The 19,748-nt window shown below is 62.6% G+C and carries 22 protein-coding genes; 6 read left to right on the forward strand and 16 right to left on the reverse strand.

Features of this window, described 5'->3' with window-relative positions; translation table 11 throughout:
* Positions 1–2: 2 nt before the first annotated feature.
* Positions 3–1,019 (reverse strand): magnesium transporter CorA family protein, encoded by a 1,017-nt coding sequence (locus IFT59_RS11380; protein WP_192086862.1) that lies wholly within the window; start codon positions 1,017–1,019, stop codon positions 3–5.
* Between the two features lie 272 nt (positions 1,020–1,291).
* On the opposite strand from IFT59_RS11380, the gene IFT59_RS11385 reads away from it, so the two are divergent.
* Positions 1,292–1,975 carry a spermidine synthase gene (locus IFT59_RS11385; RefSeq protein ID WP_192086863.1) on the forward strand — a complete coding sequence of 228 codons (684 nt, stop codon included), beginning with the start codon at positions 1,292–1,294 and terminating at the stop codon, positions 1,973–1,975.
* A 16-nt stretch (positions 1,976–1,991) separates the two neighbouring features.
* On the opposite strand, the gene IFT59_RS11390 is transcribed toward IFT59_RS11385, so the two are convergent.
* The 3 genes from IFT59_RS11390 to IFT59_RS11400 form a co-directional block, all read right to left on the reverse strand.
* Entirely contained in the window at positions 1,992–2,171 is a 180-nt protein-coding gene (locus IFT59_RS11390) for a hypothetical protein (RefSeq protein ID WP_062579592.1), read from the reverse strand.
* Positions 2,172–2,249: 78 nt separating this feature from the next.
* Positions 2,250–2,642, reverse strand: a complete 393-nt coding sequence (locus IFT59_RS11395) for a hypothetical protein (RefSeq protein ID WP_062454796.1) — start codon at positions 2,640–2,642, stop codon at positions 2,250–2,252.
* A 116-nt stretch (positions 2,643–2,758) separates the two neighbouring features.
* Positions 2,759–3,766, reverse strand: coding sequence for a YihY/virulence factor BrkB family protein (locus IFT59_RS11400; RefSeq protein ID WP_184654962.1), 1,008 nt, complete (start codon positions 3,764–3,766; stop codon positions 2,759–2,761).
* Positions 3,767–3,898: 132 nt separating this feature from the next.
* Between IFT59_RS11400 and IFT59_RS11405 the strand changes: the two genes are divergently transcribed.
* Both IFT59_RS11405 and IFT59_RS11410 read left to right on the forward strand, forming a co-directional pair.
* Positions 3,899–5,485 carry a helicase HerA-like C-terminal domain-containing protein gene (locus IFT59_RS11405; RefSeq protein ID WP_192086864.1) on the forward strand — a complete coding sequence of 529 codons (1,587 nt, stop codon included), beginning with the start codon at positions 3,899–3,901 and terminating at the stop codon, positions 5,483–5,485.
* Between the two features lie 8 nt (positions 5,486–5,493).
* Positions 5,494–5,889 (forward strand): c-type cytochrome, encoded by a 396-nt coding sequence (locus tag IFT59_RS11410; protein WP_192086865.1) that lies wholly within the window; start codon positions 5,494–5,496, stop codon positions 5,887–5,889.
* A gap of 16 nt (positions 5,890–5,905) precedes the next feature.
* Here IFT59_RS11410 and IFT59_RS11415 read toward each other — a convergent pair whose 3' ends face one another.
* The 3 genes from IFT59_RS11415 to IFT59_RS11425 form a co-directional block, all read right to left on the reverse strand.
* A complete protein-coding gene (locus IFT59_RS11415) occupies positions 5,906–6,706 on the reverse strand; it encodes a hypothetical protein (protein ID WP_192086866.1) in 801 nt (266 codons plus the stop codon).
* 71 nt (positions 6,707–6,777) lie between these two features.
* Positions 6,778–7,602: a VOC family protein gene (locus IFT59_RS11420; protein WP_062579583.1), complete on the reverse strand. Its 825-nt coding sequence runs from the start codon at positions 7,600–7,602 to the stop codon at positions 6,778–6,780.
* A 46-nt stretch (positions 7,603–7,648) separates the two neighbouring features.
* Complete coding sequence (locus IFT59_RS11425; RefSeq protein ID WP_192086867.1) at positions 7,649–8,401, reverse strand: DUF899 domain-containing protein; 753 nt, start codon at positions 8,399–8,401, stop codon at positions 7,649–7,651.
* A 54-nt stretch (positions 8,402–8,455) separates the two neighbouring features.
* On the opposite strand from IFT59_RS11425, the gene IFT59_RS11430 reads away from it, so the two are divergent.
* Positions 8,456–8,902 carry a MarR family winged helix-turn-helix transcriptional regulator gene (locus tag IFT59_RS11430; RefSeq protein WP_113111296.1) on the forward strand — a complete coding sequence of 149 codons (447 nt, stop codon included), beginning with the start codon at positions 8,456–8,458 and terminating at the stop codon, positions 8,900–8,902.
* A gap of 83 nt (positions 8,903–8,985) precedes the next feature.
* Here the strand turns inward: IFT59_RS11430 and IFT59_RS11435 are convergent, their stop codons facing one another.
* The 7 genes from IFT59_RS11435 to IFT59_RS11465 all read right to left on the reverse strand — a co-directional run bounded on the left by IFT59_RS11435 (position 8,986) and on the right by IFT59_RS11465 (position 16,992).
* A complete protein-coding gene (locus IFT59_RS11435) occupies positions 8,986–9,408 on the reverse strand; it encodes an organic hydroperoxide resistance protein (RefSeq protein ID WP_062453520.1) in 423 nt (140 codons plus the stop codon).
* Between the two features lie 267 nt (positions 9,409–9,675).
* Positions 9,676–10,401, reverse strand: a complete 726-nt coding sequence (locus IFT59_RS11440) for a L,D-transpeptidase (RefSeq protein ID WP_092661600.1) — start codon at positions 10,399–10,401, stop codon at positions 9,676–9,678.
* Positions 10,402–10,686: 285 nt separating this feature from the next.
* Entirely contained in the window at positions 10,687–11,511 is an 825-nt protein-coding gene (locus IFT59_RS11445) for a L,D-transpeptidase (protein ID WP_192086868.1), read from the reverse strand.
* A gap of 82 nt (positions 11,512–11,593) precedes the next feature.
* A complete protein-coding gene (locus IFT59_RS11450; protein ID WP_192086869.1) occupies positions 11,594–12,502 on the reverse strand; it encodes an alpha/beta hydrolase family protein in 909 nt (302 codons plus the stop codon).
* Positions 12,503–12,589: 87 nt separating this feature from the next.
* Positions 12,590–14,227: a cisplatin damage response ATP-dependent DNA ligase gene (locus IFT59_RS11455; RefSeq protein WP_192086870.1), complete on the reverse strand. Its 1,638-nt coding sequence runs from the start codon at positions 14,225–14,227 to the stop codon at positions 12,590–12,592.
* 175 nt (positions 14,228–14,402) lie between these two features.
* Positions 14,403–15,413 carry a ligase-associated DNA damage response exonuclease gene (locus tag IFT59_RS11460; RefSeq protein ID WP_192086871.1) on the reverse strand — a complete coding sequence of 337 codons (1,011 nt, stop codon included), beginning with the start codon at positions 15,411–15,413 and terminating at the stop codon, positions 14,403–14,405.
* Positions 15,414–15,453: 40 nt separating this feature from the next.
* On the reverse strand, positions 15,454–16,992 hold the full coding sequence (locus IFT59_RS11465; protein WP_192086872.1) for an MDR family MFS transporter: 1,539 nt from the start codon (positions 16,990–16,992) through the stop codon (positions 15,454–15,456).
* A gap of 131 nt (positions 16,993–17,123) precedes the next feature.
* Between IFT59_RS11465 and IFT59_RS11470 the strand changes: the two genes are divergently transcribed.
* Together IFT59_RS11470 and IFT59_RS11475 are read left to right on the forward strand one after the other, a co-directional pair.
* Complete coding sequence (locus IFT59_RS11470) at positions 17,124–17,645, forward strand: MarR family winged helix-turn-helix transcriptional regulator (protein WP_192086873.1); 522 nt, start codon at positions 17,124–17,126, stop codon at positions 17,643–17,645.
* 82 nt (positions 17,646–17,727) lie between these two features.
* A complete protein-coding gene (locus IFT59_RS11475; protein ID WP_192086874.1) occupies positions 17,728–19,107 on the forward strand; it encodes a TIGR03808 family TAT-translocated repetitive protein in 1,380 nt (459 codons plus the stop codon).
* Here the strand turns inward: IFT59_RS11475 and IFT59_RS11480 are convergent.
* Both IFT59_RS11480 and IFT59_RS11485 read right to left on the reverse strand, forming a co-directional pair.
* Positions 19,104–19,418 (reverse strand): type II toxin-antitoxin system RelE/ParE family toxin, encoded by a 315-nt coding sequence (locus IFT59_RS11480; protein WP_062453528.1) that lies wholly within the window; start codon positions 19,416–19,418, stop codon positions 19,104–19,106. The two genes, IFT59_RS11475 and IFT59_RS11480, sit on opposite strands and share 4 nt — an antisense overlap.
* Positions 19,415–19,696, reverse strand: a complete 282-nt coding sequence (locus IFT59_RS11485) for a ribbon-helix-helix domain-containing protein (protein ID WP_062453529.1) — start codon at positions 19,694–19,696, stop codon at positions 19,415–19,417. Before IFT59_RS11485 ends, IFT59_RS11480 begins: the two co-directional genes overlap by 4 nt.
* Positions 19,697–19,748 lie beyond the last annotated feature (52 nt).

The following is a 19,748-nucleotide window of genomic DNA, read 5'->3' on the forward strand; positions in this document are numbered from 1 at the left end:
GACTACAGCCAGCCCTTACGGCGGAAGTAGAGATAGGGCAGCGCCATCGAGACGATCATCAGGCAGAGCGCCAGCTGATAGCCGTAATGCCATTGCAGTTCCGGCTGGTTGGCGAAGTTCATGCCGTAGACCGATGCGACGAGCGTCGGCGGCAGGAACACGACGGACGCAACCGAGAAGATCTTGATGATCTGGTTCTGCTCCAGATTGATCAGGCCCAGCGTCGCATCGAGCAGGAAGTTGATCTTGCCGGACATGAAGGCCGAGTGATCGCCAAGCGAGGTGGCATCGCGCTGCAGCAGTTTCAGGCGCTGGCGCATTTCCTTGGGCAGCTTGCGATCGACACCATCGAGGGCTGCATAATAGGCGACGACGCGCGAGACGCTGACGAGGCTTTCGCGCACGACGGTGATGAACTCGCCCTTCTGGCCGATCGCCCGGATCAGTTCCTGCAGGTCGCGCGTCTTCTTGTTGGCCTTGGAGGCCTTCGCCTCGAAGATGTCGCGCGAGATCTGGTCGATATCGTTGCCGAGACGCTCCAGCGTGTCTGCCATGCGGTCGATGATCGCCTCGACCAGACCGGTCAGGATCAGTTCGCCGGTTGCCGAATGGAGGCCGAGCCCGTTGCCCTTGCGGGCACGCGCCATGAACGCATCGAAGGGACGCGGCTCGGAATAGCGCACGGTGACGAGAACCTGGCCCTTGACGATGAAGGTGACGGGAACCTTGTGCGGCGTGCCGGCATCGGGACGCGTCAGCACGGTCATGGTCATGAACTCGGCGCCGTCTTCCTGGTAGAGCCGGGAGGACAGCTCGATATCCTCCATCTCGTCCTGGGTCGGAACGGTGATCCCGAGGCTTGAGCCGACATCGAGCTCTTCCTTGGCGGTCGGGTTGATCAGGTCGTACCAGATCACCGGCGGGCGCGAGGCGGCGGACGTCCGCTCTGTGGCAGCGCCGGCAGTGACGGCGTCGGCCGCGACAAGGCGGTCGTGATCATAGGCATGGATACGCAGCATGACGGCTCCTATTCCGGACCATTGGGGTCCCCGGAGCGCATCACCGATGAGAACGGTTCAGAGCCCCGAAGCGGCAGGTCTATCTGTTGACGTCGAACTTCGACTGTCGGGGTTCATCTCGGTTTGTCCTTTGAAAGAGCGGCACCCGAACGGGCAGCGCTTTGCGCGTGAAATGGAGCGAATACGGTGGAAAGTCAACTCCCCGGAGCGCAGCATTGACCCGTCCTTTGCGCTTCTGTAGCAAAGCCGCTCCGACCAAGAGGTATCCCCCCATGCTGCCCTGGATCCAGCTCGACCGCGCAACCATTCCCGGCGCCCTGCCCGGCGAGGAAGGCGAGCTGCGTCTGAAGCAGCGCGGCCAGGAATTCTCGATCATGCTCGGCACCAACGAGCTGATGAACAGCCGCCTCAGCGGTTCGGAAGAAGCGCTGGCGACACTCGCGCAGGAGAAGATCGGCAAGAGGGCCAAGCCTTCGATGCTGATCGGCGGGCTCGGCATGGGGTTCACGCTGAGGGCAGCACTTGCCGTTCTGCCCGAGGATGCGCAGGTGACCGTGGCCGAGCTGGTGCCGGCCGTGGTCGACTGGGCGCGCGGGCCGATGGCGCCTGTCTTCAAGGGCTGCCTCGATGATCCGCGCGTGACGATCTTTGAGGGCGATGTCAGCGAGTTGATCCGCTCCTCGACCGGCGCGTTCGATGCGATCCTGCTCGATGTCGACAATGGCCCGGACGGGTTGACGCGGGCCTCGAACGACCGGCTCTACAATATGGCTGGTCTCTATGCCGCACGCTCGGCACTGAGGCCCGGCGGCGTTCTCGCCGTCTGGTCGTCAGGGCCCGACGCGGGTTTCACCCGGCGGCTGAAGGAAGTGGGATTTCAGGCAGACGTAGTGAACACGCGCGCCAATGGCAAGCGCGGGGCAAAGCACGTGATTTGGCTGGCAGCCAAGGGCTGACGTTCGGCCGGTTTGCTCAGACGCCCGGAGGGGCGCTGCCGGCGAACTGGAAATAGAGGAATGCCAGGACCAGGCCCGCGATAATGGCGACCCAGAACAGCATGCGTTTCACACCGGGCGCCATGTTTTTGAACGGCGACTTGCGCGGCGGCTTGACCGGTTTCGGACGCTGGAACTTGATGATGTTGTCGCTCATCGCCGACCTATAGCATAGCTGATGATTTAGAAAAGCCGCCGGCAGTTGTGCCAGCGGCTTTCGGATTGCGTTTCGAAATCAGACGAACTGGCTGAGGCCGGGCACCGATGCGATGACCGTATCGACGGTTTCGTCGCCGGCATGTTCGCGCGCAACAGCCATGGTTTCCTTGGCGAGTGCGGTGATCTCGCCCATGCCGAGGCCCTGCGACATCAGCTGCTGGCCGAGCGTCATGATGCCGCCGCCGCCAAAACTCGACATCAGGCCGCCGAGCAGACCACCGCCACCGGCACCTTCGCCGTTGAATTTGCCGACCAGTTCTGGCGCGCCGGGAATGGCTTCGATCATCCGCGCCACGGCAGCGTCATCCGCCTCGCGCTGCAGGAATCCCAGCATCATGCCGATCGCTTTTTCGGCCGCATCAGGTGCAAGACCGACGCGGTCGGCAACGCGGGTAACCATCTCGTTCATCAATATCTCCTCAGTTTTGACGTTCACGTCAAGGTCATACATAGACTCGTGCCGGATGCCAACAGGCGTGTTCCAACTGGTGCCACGCAGCCCGGGTTGGCGCAACCGGCGGCTTATCAATCCTCGGCGGCGACACCGACCGTATCGGCCATTTCAGCGCCACGTGCCCCCATCGGCTTTGGATGGCCGGTGGTGGAATCGATCGAGGTCTGGTGTTCGAGCTCGGCGTTGATCTCGGCTCCGACAACCACGATGATGACCGATACCCATGTCCAGACCATGAAGCCGATCAGCGCGCCGAGCGTGCCATAGGTGGCGTTGTAATCGGCGACATTGGCCAGATAGTAGGACACGCCGAGCGAGGCGAGAAGCCAGAAAATGGTGGAAAAGGCAGCACCCCAGGTCAGCCACTGGATCTTCGCCGGCTCGCGGCTGGGGCCGAACCGGTAGAGCGCCATGATGCCGAGCGTGACGAAGACCATCATCAACGGCCAGCGGGCGATGCGGATGATCATTTCCGACCACTGGTCGAGCCAGAAATATTTGAGCAATGCCGGGACCACGCCCATGGCAAACAGGATGACGATGGCAATCAGCATCGCGCCGAGCGTGAAGAGCAGCGACATCAGGTTGAGCTTGACGATGCCGCGCTTTTCCTGCTCGCCGTAAGCGACATTCATGGCCTCGAACAGCGCCTTCATGCCGTTGTTGGCGCTCCAGAGCGCCAGCGCCAGACCCGCGATCAGGCCGATCGACAGCGTTGCGCCGCGTTCGCTTGAGAGGGCCCGGACCTGATCGAGGAAGATGTTCAGCCCTTCGGCGGGCATGATCGTGCTCAGAAACGCGATCCGATCGGCAATCGTCACTGGATCGGCGACGAAACCGTAGATCGACACGAGCGCGCTTGCGGCGGGAAACAGCGCCAGCAGCAGGTAATAGGTGACGCCGGCGGCGATCAGCGTGATGCGATCTTCGGTTACGCCGGCATAGACGCGCCAGAACACGTCTTTGAGGCCGCGGGCCGGAATGCCCATCGGGCCATCCGCATGGCGACCCCTCTGCGCATCGCGCACGCCTTGCGCATCGAGTGTCCGAGTTCCCGCCGGTCCGGCTGTGTCCGTCATCGTCACTTATTCACCCCTCTTCTGCCGCCTCTCGCGCCAGTTTTCACTTGGCCGATTTTCAGCCGTTGCCCGGCTCTTCAGCGCATCCTATAAAAGCCGAGGATTGAACGCGTTTAGGGAGCGCATAGTTGCATGGCGAATATTGATGCGGACGATCAGGCGAAACTCTTTATCGGCGGCAGTCGCAACCCTGACGACACGTTGAACAAGGCCGAATTCCTCGACATGAAGTTCGGCAACCGCCACGGGCTGGTGACCGGAGCGACCGGCACCGGCAAGACCGTGACGCTGCAGGTTCTGGCCGAGGGCTTTTCGCGGGCCGGCGTTCCCGTTTTTGCATCCGACATCAAGGGCGATCTTTCCGGCGTCGCGGCCAAAGGCGAGCCCAAGGATTTCCTCGCCAAGCGCGCCGAGCAGATCGGCTTTGCCGATTACGAGTTCGAGCAGTTCCCGGTGATCTTCTGGGATCTCTACGGCACCAAGGGACATAGGGTTCGCACCACGATCGCCGAGATGGGGCCGCTTTTGCTGGCCCGTCTGATGGATGCATCCGAACCGCAGGAAGGCGTGCTCAACATCGCCTTCAAGCTGGCCGACAAGGCCGGGCTGCCGCTGCTCGACCTCAAGGACCTGACCTCGCTTCTGAATTACATGGCGGAGAATGCTTCGGAGCTTTCCAAGGAATTCGGCCTCATTTCCAAGGCTTCTGTCGGCTCCATCCAGCGGGCGCTGCTGGTGCTGGAACAGCAGGGTGCGGAGCATTTCTTCGGCGAGCCGGCGCTGAAGATCACCGACATCATGCGGGTGAACCCGAATTCCGGTTACGGCCAGATCTCGATCCTTGCCGCCGACAAGCTGATGATGAACCCGCGGCTCTACGCGACCTTCCTTCTGTGGCTGCTATCGGAACTGTTCGAGGAACTGCCCGAAGTGGGCGATCCGGACAAGCCGAAGCTGGTGTTCTTCTTCGACGAGGCGCATCTGCTGTTCGACGAAGCGCCGAAGGTTCTGCTCGACCGCGTGGAGCAGGTGGTGCGGCTGATCCGCTCCAAGGGCGTCGGCGTCTATTTTGTCACCCAGAACCCGCTCGACGTGCCGGAAAGCGTGCTGGCCCAGCTCGGCAACCGGGTGCAGCATGCGCTGCGCGCCTATACGCCGCGCGAGCAGAAGGCAGTGAAGACCGCGGCCGACACGTTCCGGCCGAACCCGGCCTTCGATTGCGCCACCGCGATCACCCAGCTCGGTACCGGCGAGGCGCTGGTCTCGACGCTCGAGGGCAAGGGTGCACCATCGATGGTGGAACGGACGCTGGTCCGCCCACCCTCGGGACGGATCGGTCCGCTGACCGACGCGGAGCGGCAGTCGGTGATGGATCGCAGCCCGGTTCTCGGGATCTATGACGAAGATCTCGACCGCGAAAGCGCCTTCGAAATGCTTGGCGCCCGGGCAAAGCAGGCCGCCGATGCGGCGGCGGCCCGAAAGGCGCAGGATGAACTCGAGCCCGCGCCGCCTGCCGGCTCCGGCGAAACCACCGGCTGGACCCTGCCCGGCTTCGGCAACAAGGAAGAAGACGAGCCGAAGGGCCGAAAGACCGTCGGCCGCTCCGGCTACCAGCGCGAGACGATCATCGAAGCGGCGATGAAAAGCGTGACGCGCACCGTCGCCACCCAGGTGGGCCGGGCGATCGTGCGCGGCATTCTGGGCAGTCTGAAGCGGTGACCGGGCGGATGCACGAAGCGGCAAGGACAGGGCTCTGCGCCCTCGCCCTTGTCGCGCTCGCCTTTTTCTCGACCGCGCAAGCGGCGGATGCCGGCAACGGCAAGCGGGTGTACCAGAAATGCGTCGCCTGTCATGTGGCCGACCGGGAAACGAACCGGTTCGGCCCGCATCTCAAAGGCGTCGTCGGGCGACCCGCAGCGCAAGTGCCTGACTACAAGTATTCGCAGGCGATGAAGGATGCGGCCGCTGCCGGGCTCGTCTGGGACGACGCGGCATTGTCGGCTTTTCTCTCGAGCCCCAAGAAGAAAGTGCCGGGAACCAGCATGCGCTTTTTCGGACTGTGGACCCAAGCCGAGATCGACGATGTGATCGCTTACCTGAAGACGACAGCTCAAGGAGAGTGACGGCCGGGAACGGTCGTCAGCCGTTCGGGTAAGCAGTTGAGACGGCCACGAATTCGTCGTCGCGGACGGGTGCGGCAGGAGCAACTTGCGTGCCCGCGAGCGCCGTTTCGCGCCAGGTTTCCAGGAGCCAGGCGAGCTGGGCGAAATCGAGCCCATAGGCATCGTGCAGACCGGAATTGCGGCCGGTCGCATCGCGGCTCATGCGGATCAGGGCGGTTTCCGGGAGCGACAGGTCGTCGAACACGACCATCTTCATCTCCAGCTTCGGCAGGAACCGCACGGAAATCGGCGTCATTGCGCCCGCCTTGAAGCCTTCGACATCCTGCCAGCGCCAGACTTTGCGACGTCCGAGCGTGACCATGGTGAAGCCGTCGCCATGCAGTTCCAGCCGCTGACCGACAAGGACGCCCGCCATCATGACGGAGGCGCAGAGCGACAGGAAACCGACGCCGAGCCAGAGAATGACCTGTCTCAGTGCCGGCATTGGCGGTTCGGCGGGGTCGGCATCCAGCAGCAGAAACAGAAGCAGGACGGCGAAGGCTGCGCAGCCGACGGCCAGCGAGAAATAGCGGACGCGGCTGGAATAGAGGGTGACCGGACCGGGAAAGCGGGCAATCAGCGTTGCGGCATCCTGCCGCCTTCGGTGGAAGGTTTGCGGCCAGAGCATATGGGCAAAGACGAAGGCGCCTGCCCCGAACAGGGCCAGCACCGGCCAGCCGCCCCTGAAACCCGTCAGGACCATGATGATTCCAGACAGGGCCAGGAACGTGCTGATGCCGAAGAATGCAAGGCTCAGCGGACGGGGCAATGGATGCATGAGTGGGTCCTCCGGCCTTATGCGTGAAGGTGCAATTAGGCCTGACGAGGACAGGTTCAAGGTTTCGGGGATCAAGAGCGCTTCGGAGCGACGAGGCAGAAGAAGGCGCCCTGCGGATCGGTGGCCTGGACGATCCAGCTTCCGCCGGGCACTTGCATCGGCCCGAACACGACACTACCGCCGCCGGCCGTGATCCGCTCGATGGCCGCGTCAATCGCCGCGACGTTGAAGTAATAGGACCAGCACGGCGCAGGCACCGTGTCCGGTTTCGTCATCATGCCGCCGATCGCCCGGCCGGGATGGCCGTCATAGGCAAAGATGCGGTAGACGCCCCTCTCGCCCATGTCCATGTCATGGTCCTTCGCCCAACCGAACACGCTTCCATAGAATTCGAAAGCCTCCTCGCCGTTGCCCGCCATCAGCTCGCACCAGCCGAGATTGCCGGGATCGGCGGGGCCGAGCTGGCGGGGCGGGTTTGCCGGCGGGATCGGCGTCATGATGCAGAGAACCGCCCCATGCGGATCGGCCACAACAGCAAACCGGCCGACGCCCGGGATATCCTCCGGGTCGCGCTGGATGCGTCCGCCAAGGGAAACGAAGTCACTTGCGGTTTCATCGACATCGTCGACGGCAACATAGCCGGTCCAGTTCGGCGGCATCTTGCCTTCAAGCTCCGGCGGAAAGTGCATCATGCCGCCGATGCCGGGGCAATTCTCGCCCTCGCCCATTTCGAACAGGTAATAGGACGGCATATCAGGCATGGCGAGTTCGCGGACATTCCAGCCGACCACCGAGGCGTAGAACCTGCCCGCCGCTGACGTGTCTGACGTGATCAGTTCGCACCAGATGAATTTTCCATGCGTGTCCGAACGGGATTTCGAAACGATCTGCAGCATGCCCATCTCCCTCTTGTGTGTGTTGAACGGACCCGGCGACAAGCTCTCAATGGCAGCAGGATGACGCCTGTTGCTCGGGCTTTGCCGCATATTCGTCGTGGCGCTTGAGGAAACTCATCGTCTTGTCCTCGTTGCGGCCGAGCGGCGCGCGGTCGAGCAGCATCAGCGTGCCGATCACCTCCTCCGGGCCGCGGGCATAGGTGGAATAGGTATGGAAGATCTCGCCGGCCTCATTCTTGTAGAAGGCTGACAGGCCCGGAAGCTCCTCGAAACCTTCGCTCGCGGGCATGGCGCGGAAATTGTAGTTGATCGTCTCGCCCTGCATCTCTTCTTGCGTGAAGGAAACGCGATAGTCGTGGTTGAAATCCGTGGCGTAGGACGAGACCCAGGGAAACTGCCAGTTCATGCGGGCCTTGTAGGCCTCGATTTGCTCCAACGTGCCGCGCGAGACGGCGACCAGCGTGACGTCGTGATGATTGAGATGGGCAAGCGTGCCGTCGAAATGGTCGGCCATGAAGGAGCAACCGACACAGCCTTCGCTCCAGTCGGGTCCGAACATGAAGTGATAGATCAGCAGCTGGCTGCGACCGGCAAAAAGATCGGACAAGGTCTTGCCGCCCTCCGGCGTGTCGAAGACGTAGTCCTTGTCCACCCTCACCCAGGGCAAGGCACGGCGGGCGGCGCGGACCGTGTCACGCAACCGCGTCTCCTCCTTCTCGAGCGCCAGAAGCTCGAGCCGCGCCTTCAGCCACTCGTCTTTCGACAGGACGGTATTGGTCGGGAATGCGCTGACATCCATAAGAACCTCCCCTTTCTTGACAGAATAGGTTGATATCAACATAATATTTCCATGCTGTCAAATCCCGATTCGGTTCCGTTTTCCGCCACGCTTCATGTCCGCGACACCTGTCTTTGCCTGCATGTGCAACGGGCAGCGCGGGCCTTAGCGCGGACCTTCGATACGGCGCTGAAGCCGGTTGGATTGAACAATGGCCAGTTCTCGCTGATGATGTCGCTCAACCGGCCGCAGCCGGCGACGATGAAATCGGTCTGCGACCTGCTTGCCATGGACCGCACGACGCTAACTGCGGCCCTGAAGGTTTTGCACGCGCGTGGCTGGATCGGCAGCGCCGTTGACCCGAAGGACAAGCGCGGACGGCTCCTGACACTGACAGAGGATGGCCGCGCGGTTCTGGCGAAAGCCCTGCCGATCTGGGAAGCGACGCATGCAGAGCTTGATGCCGCGCTGCCCGGCGGCAATGCTGACCAGCTGCGAGATTCGTTGAAGGCTGTGAGCTGAACGCGGCCCGCTGAAATCCGGGCAAACAAAAAGCGGCCGAAGCCGCTTTTTGCCGTCCCTTGGCGGGACAAAGTCGCGTCGTGTTACTCGACGGTAACCTGAACTTCTGTCGAAGTCCGCATCGCGTGGCTGTAAGGGCAAACGATATGGGCCTTGGCGACAAGGTCTTCGAGCTGGGCCCGTTCGATGCCAGGGGCGTTGACCGACAGCGAGACTTCGATGCCGAAGCCGCCGCCATCTTCGCGCGGGCCGATGCCGACCGTTGCGGTGACCTTGGCCTCGTCCGGGATCTTCACCTTTTCCTTGGCAGCGACGGCCTTCAGCGCGCCGAGGAAGCAGGCCGAATAGCCGACTGCAAACAGCTGTTCCGGATTGGTGCCGGTGGCGCCATCGCCGCCGAGTTCCTTCGGAACCGTCAGCGTGACGTCAAGCACGCCGTTGTCGGAAGCACCGTGGCCGGAGCGGCCACCGGTTGCGGAACCCTTGGTCGTGTAGAGAATGGGCATGGAGTAACTCCCTTGGTGATAGGTATTGCCGGCTCATCGCGCGCACATTCGATGGCACGAAACTTGAACCGGCATCAGTCCAGCGACATGGTCGCTAGGCAAGAGATAGGGCACGATGGCCCGAAGTCAGGGTCGGGGCGGGAGATAGTGAACGGGGAACGGGGAGAGAAGTCAGCCGATGGCGCCATTGCCGAGGGATGGATGGTTACCGGATGCAAAAAAGGCTGCGGTCTCCCGCAGCCTTTTCGTCGTAGATCAAGAAGATGCTTACTGCCAGACGACGACGCGGGCCTTGTTGGGGACGCGCTCATAGAGGTCGATGATGTCCTGGTTCATCAGGCGCACGCAGCCCGAGGAGACGGCTTTGCCGATCGAGTTCCATTCCGGCGAACCGTGCAGGCGGTAGAGCGTGTCCTGGCCGTTCTGAAAGATGTAGAGCGCGCGGGCGCCGAGCGGGTTGGTGAGGCCCGGGGGCATGCCGCCGTTTGCGATTGAATACTTGACCAGTTGCGGCTGGCGCGCGACCATTTCGTCCGGCGGGGTCCATTTCGGCCACTTCTGACGCCACTGGATGACGCCCTCGCCGCTCCAGGCAAAGCCATCGCGACCGATGCCGACGCCGTAGCGCATGGCCGAACCGCCGGGCTCGACCAGATAGAGGAAGCGCGACGGGGTGTCGACGACGATCGTGCCCGGGCGTTCGCCTGTCGGATCGACAACGCGCTGGCGATAGTAGCGCGGATTGATCCGCTCATAGGGAATTGCGGGGATGAGATAGCCACCATCTTCGACGGCGCCGTACATCATTGCGGCTTCGGGATCACCGCCAACCGGCGGAAGGCCGTCGTTGCGGAGGGCGACGCCGTCACGGTAGGTGACGATATTGCCGGAAGGGCCCGGCGCAGTGGAAGCGCAGCTCGCGAGCGTCGAGGCAGCGCCGACACCCAGCATGGACAGGAAGCCCCGTCGGGAGAAAGAAGAGTTGGAAATCATGTTCGGAAAGTCACCCTAGAGGAACGCGTCACTGCAAAAGCAAAATTTAACGGCAATCGAACCGATTGGTTCCCTGCCTGATGTTTTGCTCCACTATCACATAACGCGGCCAGCTTCATCGACCATTCACGAGGTTGACACACACCATCACAGGGATGCGACACAGCCTGTGTCCCCTGCGCAACAGCGTAATCACTTCACTGTGTGTGAGGGCAGATACGAGACATGAGGGATTGACGCGCGACATGCAAGCTTGCCGTGGGCAGTTTTGCCACGCGTCAACGGTCAGAGTACGACGATCGGAGTGCCGTTCGGGACGCGGTCGAACAGGTCGATGACATCCTGGTTGAGCATGCGGACGCAGCCGGATGAGGTTGCCCTGCCGACGGACTGCCAGTCCGGCGTGCCGTGAACGCGGTAGAGCGTATCCTTGCCGTCCTTGTAGATATAGAGCGCGCGGGCGCCGAGCGGGTTGTTGAGGCCGGGATCGGCGCCGCCTGCCGCGGATGCGAACTGGCGCAGTTCCGGCTGGCGCGAGACCATTTCGCCTGAAGGCGTCCAGCGCGGCCATTTCGCCTTGCGCTGGATGACGCCGCGGCCGGACCAGGCAAAGCCCGCCTTGCCGAGACCGACGCCGTAGCGGATTGCCTTGCCGCCGGACTGCACGAGATAGAGGAAGTTGGCGCGGGTATCGACCACCAGCGTGCCGGGCGCTTCGTTGGTCTGGTAGGATACGTCCTGGCGCAGGAAGCGGTTGTCGATGCGCGAATAGGGAATGGCCGGCAGCGTATGGCCGTCGTCGCGGATCACTTCATACATCACCCGGTGCACCGGGTTGGAGATCGGCAGGCCGTAGGTCTGCTGGAACTGCGTCTGATAAAGCTGGCGCTTTTGCGGAATGGCCTCTTTCTGGAGGACCGGCTGCGGCTGCACCGGCTCGCTATAGGCCGGCTGGTAGAAAACAGGCGTGGTTTCGCGGGCAAACACGGCCGGGTCCATGCGGGTCGTATCGGTGACGAAGGGCACCTGGCAACCGGTGAGCGCCGTCGTCGCCACAAGAACGGCCGCGAGACCGGAGATCCGGCTGAGCGATAAGGCTTTGTTTTGCATGGCAGACCCGCTTCGGCATTGATGACGTCGGCGGCAATCTGTCAGGTCGCGCTTTCGCGAGGCTGGAGCGGTGGCAGCCGAATCACGTGAACTGATTGAAGAAGCGGATGCTTTCGACCACGGCGCCCGGCACGACGCCGCTGTGATTGCCCGGCAGAAGCTTCTTGTCGATCGTCACACCGGCAGAGCGCGCCCGATCGATCAGCAGTTGATGGTCGCCATCATAGGGGCGCTCTTCCGACCCGCGCAAAAGCAGCGTCGGGCATTTGAGGCTTGGCCCGAAACAGGCGGATGACCGCATCACGAACTCTTTCGGATCGGCCGCGTCGAAAGGCACTTCGTTCGAGTATCGGGTAAAGAAGCGCCAGGAATTGACGCCGGCGGAAATCGGAACTGCGGCTCTGAACCGGCGCGTCATGCCTGAAAGAAGCGACAGCGTGCCGCCATTGCTGTGGCCGGCGATGAAGATCCGGCTGCGATCGATGCCGGGCAGGTTTTCCAGATAGGTCGCGGCTGCCAGAGCATCGGAGGTTTCGTCGTAGAAGCCGGAGAAATTGCCGGCCTGTCCGTTTTCGCCGCGAAAGGACGGATGCAGAACCACGAAGCCCGCTTCCCAGTAAGCTTTCATCAGTTCCCAGTGGCCGTCGCCGGTGGCATTGCCGCCGTGCAGGAAGAGCACCGCCGGCTTCGGCTTGCCCGACGCTTCGTAATGGGAAAGCCAGGCGATCAGTTCGAGCGAGCCATCCGGACCGCCGTGATAGACGACCTTTTTCGCACCCGGCGGGGTGCCGAGCGGTGGCGAGGCTTCGGGTGCCGGACCGTGCTTCAGAAGATGGGTGCGAAAGCGGCGCCTTGCTTCGGCATAATCTTCCTTTTCCAGCGGCAGGGTTTCGGGGACGGGAAAGGGCGCGGCCAGGGCCTGGGGTGCAGCAAGGGAACCAAGTGCACCGAGTGCCAGACCGGTCATCAGCATGCGGCGGGTGATTGACATGGAACGACCGTCTATAAGGATATGAGTAGTCTCAGATATCGGGATTGAGCGTAACCCCGACGGTTCAGAACGCAAGCGGGCCAGCGGTCACATCTTCGCGTCCGCCGTTTTGGCATCGATCATCGCGGTCAGCGTTTCCAGCCGGTCGGCATCGCGCGGCAGCTTGTCCATCCGCAGCCGTGCAATGCGGGGAAAGCGCATGGCGACGCCGGACTTGTGGCGCGTCGAGCGGTTGATGCCCTCAAACGCGACTTCCAGCACGAAGCCGAAATCCTTATCGGCGCGCACCGCCCTTACCGGCCCGAAACGCTCGACCGTGTTGTCGCGCACGAACTTGTCCAGCACTTCCAGTTCCGCATCGGTAAAGCCGAAATAGGCCTTGCCGACGGGCACGAGATGATCGCCATCGGGGCCATCAGTCCACACGCCGAAGGTGAAATCGGAATAATAGCTGGAGCGCTTGCCGTGGCCGCGCTGGGCGTAAAGCATGACCGCATCGACATTATAGGGGTCGCGTTTCCACTTGAACCACGGGCCTTTCAGCCGGCCGGCCTGATAGACGCTGTCGCGCCGCTTGATCATCACGCCTTCGATGACCGGATCCGGCGGATCGCGGCGCAGGGCTTCGAGCTCATCCCAGGTGGTGAAGGCTACGAGATCGGAGAGGTCGAACCGGTCATGCGGGGCGTGGCCGATCACCTCGGAGAGGCGCTCGCGGCGCTCCAGGAAGCCTTTTGCGCGCACATCCGCCTCGCCGTCGAACAGGATATCGTAGGCGCGCACGAAGGCGGGGTAATCCTCCAGCATCTTCGCGTTGACCGTCTTGCGGTTTAGGCGCTGCTGCAGGTCGGAAAAGGTTCGGGTGGGATTGTTGGAGCGCATGGTGCCGCCGACCAAAAGCTCACCATCGACGACGCCGTCGAAGTTGATCTGCTCGACGATATCGGGAAATGCGCCGGTGATATCGTCGCCGGAGCGGGAATAGAGTTTCTTGGTGCCGCCATGGGCCGACATCTGGACGCGGATGCCATCCCATTTCCATTCGGCGGCGTAATCGGCGGGATCGAGCTTTTCGAGATCGCCGCTTTCGACCGGATTGGCGAGCATGACGGAATGAAAGATCGCCGGCGTCGCCAGAACCGGCTTGTCGGCATGGCCTTCCAGCCAGGCAAACAGCGACACATAGGGCGGCTCCAGCCCGTGCCACAGCGTTTCGATCTCCGTCACATCCTTGCCCGACATTTCCGACAGGGCCTGCTTTGCAAGCCGCGCCGAGACGCCGATGCGCAGCGAACCGGTAACGAGCTTCAGAAAGGCGAAACGGCCGGACGGATCAAGATGGTCGAGCAGATCGCGGACGGCTGCTCGCACCTCGGTACGCCCGAGCGAATTCATGCGGGCGACGACCTCAGACAGACGCGGCTGCTCGGCGTCGGTGGTGTCGTCCTTCTCGAGGCCATCCCAGACCAGCGCAATGGTTTCGGCGAGATCGCCGACATAGTCGTAGGAATACTGAAACAGAACCGCATCCATGCGCTCCAGCACCAGTTCGCGCAGCATCGCCGGCTTGACGCTTTTGAGATCGAGCGCACTTGCCAGCGCCGCCAGGCCATAGCCGCGATCGGGATCGGGCGTGGTGCGGAAGTAATCCACCAGCAGCGTGATCTTGCCGTTGCGCGACGGGGTGAGGACGAGGCGATCGAGAAGTGTGGCGAAGGGTTTCATGGGCGCAGCACTTTTCGAAAAACCCCCTCTGGCCTGCCGGCCATCTCCCCCGCAAGGGGGGAGAAAACCAGCGGCACGGCACTGCCCCTGTTGTGCGACAGGGGCGCGACGGGCTCTAACCCTCCCCCTTGTGGGGAGGGTTGGGAGGGGTCTTTTCTCAGCAATCCACGCATCATCAATCCCCCTCGTCCTCGTAGCCGACCAGATGCAGCGGCCGCGCTGGAATGCCCTTCAGTTCGCACCAGCGCACCAGCGCTTCCTCGCGGCCGTGGGTGACCCAGACTTCGGAGGGGGCGACCTCGTTGATGGTTTCGAGCAGTTCCGGCCAGTCGCAGTGGTCGGAAATGACCAGCGGCAGTTCGACGCCGCTTTGTTTGGCGCGCTGGCGCACCATCATCCAGCCGGAGGCAAAGGCGATCAGGGGTTCGTTGAAGCGGCGGGCCCAGCGATCCTGAAAGGCTGACGGCGGGCCGACGACGACGGCGCCCTTGAACAGGTCAGGGCTGCTCTTGTCGATCGTTGCAGGGCGGATTTCGCCGAGCACGATGCCCTGGCTTTCGTAATAGTCGCAGAGTTTTGCCAGCGCGCCGTGGATATAGATCGGTTCGTCATAGCCGCTGTCGCGGATCAGGCGGATCACCCGCTGCGCCTTTCCCAAGGCGTAGGCGCCGACCATGTGGCTGCGGTCGGGAAACTGCTTGAGCGAGGTCAAGAGCTTGCCGATCTCCTCGCGCGGGTGGGGATGGTGGAAGACCGGCAGGCCGAAGGTTGCTTCGGTGATGAAGACATCGCAGGAGACGGGCACGAAGGGTGCGCAGGTCGGATCCACGCCGCGCTTGTAATCGCCTGACACGACGATGCGCAGATCCTTGTGCTCGAGCGCGATCTGCGCCGAGCCCAGCACATGGCCGGCTGGATGGAAGCTGACATTGACGCCGCCGACATCGATCACCTCGCCCCATGCAGCCTCCTGTTCGGAGGTGCAGAAGTCGTCGCCGTAGCGGATCTTCATGATGTCGAGCGTCTGGCGGGTGGCCAGCACATGGGTATGGCCGGCACGGGCATGGTCGGAATGGCCATGGGTGATCAGCGCCCGCTCGACGGGGCGCACCGGATCGACATGGAAGCCGCCGACGGGGCAGAACAGGCCTGCCGGTGTGGGATGAAGCAGTGCCTCGGGTTTCATAGGACGAGAGATAGGCGGGGAAAGGCCGCTTGGAAGAGCCTTACGGGGTGGGCAGCTTGTTTTGTTGTGCGGCGGCCGCGACTTGCGCGGTCGGCAGCCGTTTCGGCTTGAGGAAAAGAGCGGCGATCAGGCCGATGGCGGCGATCACGGCGGCGGCGAAGAAGAGCGGCGTGAAGGCGGAGAAGTAGACGGAGGCTACCGCCTCGCGGGAGGCCTGCGGTAGCTGGTCGAGCACTTTCGGGGTGAGCGCGCCGATATCGGCAACGCCTGGAATGACGACGCCGCTGCCCTTGACCGACGAGCCGATGATGGCGCCGTAGAGCGAGATGGCGATCGAGGCGCCGCCCATCCGCATCAGCGTGACGGCACCGGTGGCGGCACCCATGTCTTCCCGCGGTGCGGAATTCTGGACGCCGATGATCGGGGCCTGCTGGCCGAAGCCGACTGCAAGTCCCTGCAACATGAGAAGGATGGCGACGAGCCAGAGCGGCGTAGCAGACGTCACCTGCGACAGAAGCAGAAGAGCGCCGATGCTCATGACCAGGCCTAAGACGGCGAACGGTTTGTAGCGGCCCGTGATGGAAATCAGCCTTCCCGCCGACATGGAGCCGACGACGATGCCACCGGTCAGGCCGATGAAGAACAGGCCGGCCTGCGACGGCGACAGGCCCGTCGTCGTCTGCAGGAACAGCGCGTAATAGTTGACCATGCCGATGCCGACCGCGCCTGAGCAAAGTGTGATGATGAGAAACAGCGAGAAGGTGCTGTCCCTGAACAGTTTGAGCGGCACGATCGGTTCCGGAACCCGGCTTTCGACGAACACCCAAAGGCCGGCGCAGGCAATCCCGAAGGCGAGAAGGACCAGCGACTGAACCGCGATCAGCGAGCCGAACAGCTGGTGGCTGTCGGCAAAGGTGACGAGGCTCGCGATCGTCAGCGCCAGAACGACGGCGCCGGCATAATCGATCTTCGGCTTGCGCTGCGGGCGGCGATAGGGAAGCAGCAGGGCGAGGCCTGTCACGACGATGACGCCGAGCGGCAGGTTGATCAGGAAGATCGAGCGCCAGCCGAACAGATCGCTGAGCGTGCCGCCAAGAACCGGGCCGATGCTGCCGGCGGCCATGATCATCAGGCTGGAATAACTCTGGTATTTTGCGCGCTCGCGCGGCTCGAACAGATCGGCATTGATCGAGAAGATCGAAACCATGATGCCGCCGCCGCCAAGGCCCTGGAAGACGCGGGCCGCGATCAGCGAATTCATCGACCAGGCGAAGCCGCAGAGAACCGAGCCGAGCGTGAAGAGCACGATGGCAAACAGCATCACGTATTTGCGGCCGAACAGATCCCCCAGCTTGCCGTAGATCGGCATGACCGCGCTCATGGCCAGAAGAAAGGCCGAGGAGACCCAGCCGAAACTTTCCATCTGGCCGAACTCGCCGACGATGGTGGGAAGCGCTGTGGAAACGATGTGATTGTCGAGCGCCGCCATGAACAGCGCCGCCATCAGGAACCAGAAAACGAGAAGACGCTGTCGTTTGTCGGCAACAAGAGGGGTCTGGGCCGGGCGTGACATATCCATGGCATACTTCCTGAGGGGTCGACGAATTTATGTGACTTCAGCATATAATTGTCAATGACAGACAGATGCACTCTGCAACAATTTCGTTGAAACAACCCGGCACCTGCTGATAAGTTGCAGCGATGACGACCATGATTTCTGTATCAGACCCACAGCCCTCGACCGAAACCGCCGCATTTGCGGAGGGGCTTTTGCGTGTCAGCGACAACCTGACCCGGATGCGGCACCTGATGGGGCGCCGGATGATTGCGCGCACCGCGATCGCCAACACCGTTCCGGGGCTGGAAACGGCGCATCTCGACGTGCTTGACGTCATGGGCCGGATAGAGGGCGAAATCACCGTCGGCGCGATTGCCGAGACGATGCGGATCGACCCGTCGCGCGGCAGCCGTCTGGTGACCGATCTCGTGTCGCGCGGCGTTCTGAGACGCGACGCTTCGCAGGAGGACGGGCGGCGCTCGCTGCTGGTCAGGACCGAACTCGGCGATGCGTTGCTGACCGAGCTACAGGCGGTCAAGCGTTCGCTGCTGGTGAATGTGCTGGGCGACTGGCCGGAGGAAGAGCTTTCGGCGTTTTCGCATCTGTTCGAGAAGTTCATCTCCGGCTTCGAATCCGTCTATCCCGGCGGCGCGGGCCGTCCCTCTACGACCTGACCGCTCCGGCACCCGTCCCGAAACCACACACTTCCGCTGGCACGGAAAATGCGTGCTCCAAGGGGATGACGGAGACGGCTGAATGATTTCGAGACGCAGACTGCTGGGCTGGAGCATGACGGGCACTGCTGTTGCGGCACTGCCGCTGCCAGCGTTTCCGGCACCCGCCAGCGTTTCCACCGTTGACCTCCGCGGCTCGATCGACGCGCGCGACCATGGCGTGTCGCCTGATGGCGGCGATGTTTCCAGCCGCAAGCTGATGGCGCTGATCGAACAGGCGGCGCGGCAGAACAAGCCGGTTTACCTGCCGCCCGGCGATTACCGCGTTTCCGGTCTCGACCTCCCCGACAACACGCGGCTGGTCGGCGTTTCAGGCGCTTCCAGGCTCGTCTATTCCGGCGACGGATCGTTTATCCGTGCAACCGCGGCAAGGCGTATCGAGCTTTCCAATCTGGTGATCGACGGCGGCAATCGCTGGCTCGATGATCAGACCCCTGCCCTTATCCATTTCTCCGGCATTCCCGACGTTTCCATCGACAATTGCGAGATTCTGGGCGCGCGCAAATCCGCGATCCAGCTGGAGCGATGCGGCGGGCGCATCGAACGCTCCAAGATATCCGGCGCTGCGGATTACGCGGTCTATGCGGTCGAAAGCACCGGTCTATCGGTGACCGCCAACAGCGTATTTGATTGCGGCAATGGCGGCATCCTCATCCATCGCTGGGAAAAGGGCGTCGATGGCAGCATCGTCACTGATAACCGCATCTTCCGGATCGGCGCCAGAAATGGCGGCACCGGGCAATATGGCAATGCGATCAACCTGTTTCGCGCAGCCAACGTGATGGTGAGCGGCAACCACATCACCGACTCTGCCTTTTCGGCGATCCGCGCCAACAGCTCCTCCAACGCGCAGATTTCCGGCAACCAGTGTTTCCGCTCCGGCGAGACGGCGATCTATGCGGAATTCTCGTTCGAGGGCGCTGTTATCTCGGGCAATACGGTGGACGGCGCGGCAAACGGCATTTCCGTCGTCAACTTCAACGAAGGCGGCAGGCTTTCGACCATTTCCGGTAATATCGTCCGCAACCTTTCGGCAACCGGCCCCTACAAACTCGACGGCGCCATCTTCGGCGTCGGCATCAGTGCCGAGGCCGACACGGCGATCACGGGCAACGTGGTGGAAAATGCCGCCCTCTGGGGCCTGGCCCTCGGCTTCGGCCCCTATCTCCGCAACGTCGTCGCCGCCAACAATATCGTGCGCGGCGCCAACGTGGGTTGCGCCGTCAGTGTAGCCGAGGGCGCCGGTTCGACTGTGATCACCGGCAACGTCTTCCAGGACGTGAACGATGGCGGCGTGATCGGCTATCGCTGGACGCAGGCGGCGACGGAAGAGTTGGGCGGGTCGGGCGATGCGGCGGCGGCGTTTCCGCATTTGACGGTTATGGGGAACCGGGTGGGTTAGGTTTCGGGGTCGGGAGCTTCGGGGTCGAAGTCTATGTTGCGGCCGTGGTGGAAGATGCGCAGGATGATGACGGTGTCGCCCTTGATCATGAAAGCGATCGTCGCCTTCTTGCGGTAGCCGACAAGGCGCACGCCGAGTTTGCTTTCCAGGCGAGATCCCCGTTCCGGAAAGAGCTCGAACGAGTGGCAGTGGTCGACGATTTGGTCGACATAGCGCCGGGCAACCCGTTCTCCGGCACGTGGCAAGAGATAGGTCAAAAGTTCGATCACATCGTCTTCGGCCGCGTCAGAAAAGCGAACCGTGTAGTTCATTTTCCGTCGCCAACCATCCGGTCGATCCTGGCGTGCAAACGCTTGCGTGTCTCCTCCAGCGGACGGGTTTTAATGGTTCCCGCGTCGATGGCCTGAAGCGTCGGCACCACCTCGTCCCTCAGCCACTTCTCGATCGCCGCATCGTGTGCTGCCATCGGGCGCAGGCCCTCGGCGATCACGTCGCTTTCCGAGGCGTATTCGCCGGAGGCGACCTTGGCTTCGACCATGTCGGCGATCTCGACCGGCAGGGTGATGCTGAGCGAACGGGTGGCGCGCATGGGGTTGGCCCTTGGAAAGATCAGAATGCTGATGACTATACCGAAAACTGAA

The organism is Rhizobium sp. CFBP 8752 (assembly GCF_014842035.1).
In the GTDB taxonomy this organism is placed as follows: Bacteria; Pseudomonadota; Alphaproteobacteria; order Rhizobiales; family Rhizobiaceae; genus Neorhizobium; species Neorhizobium soli.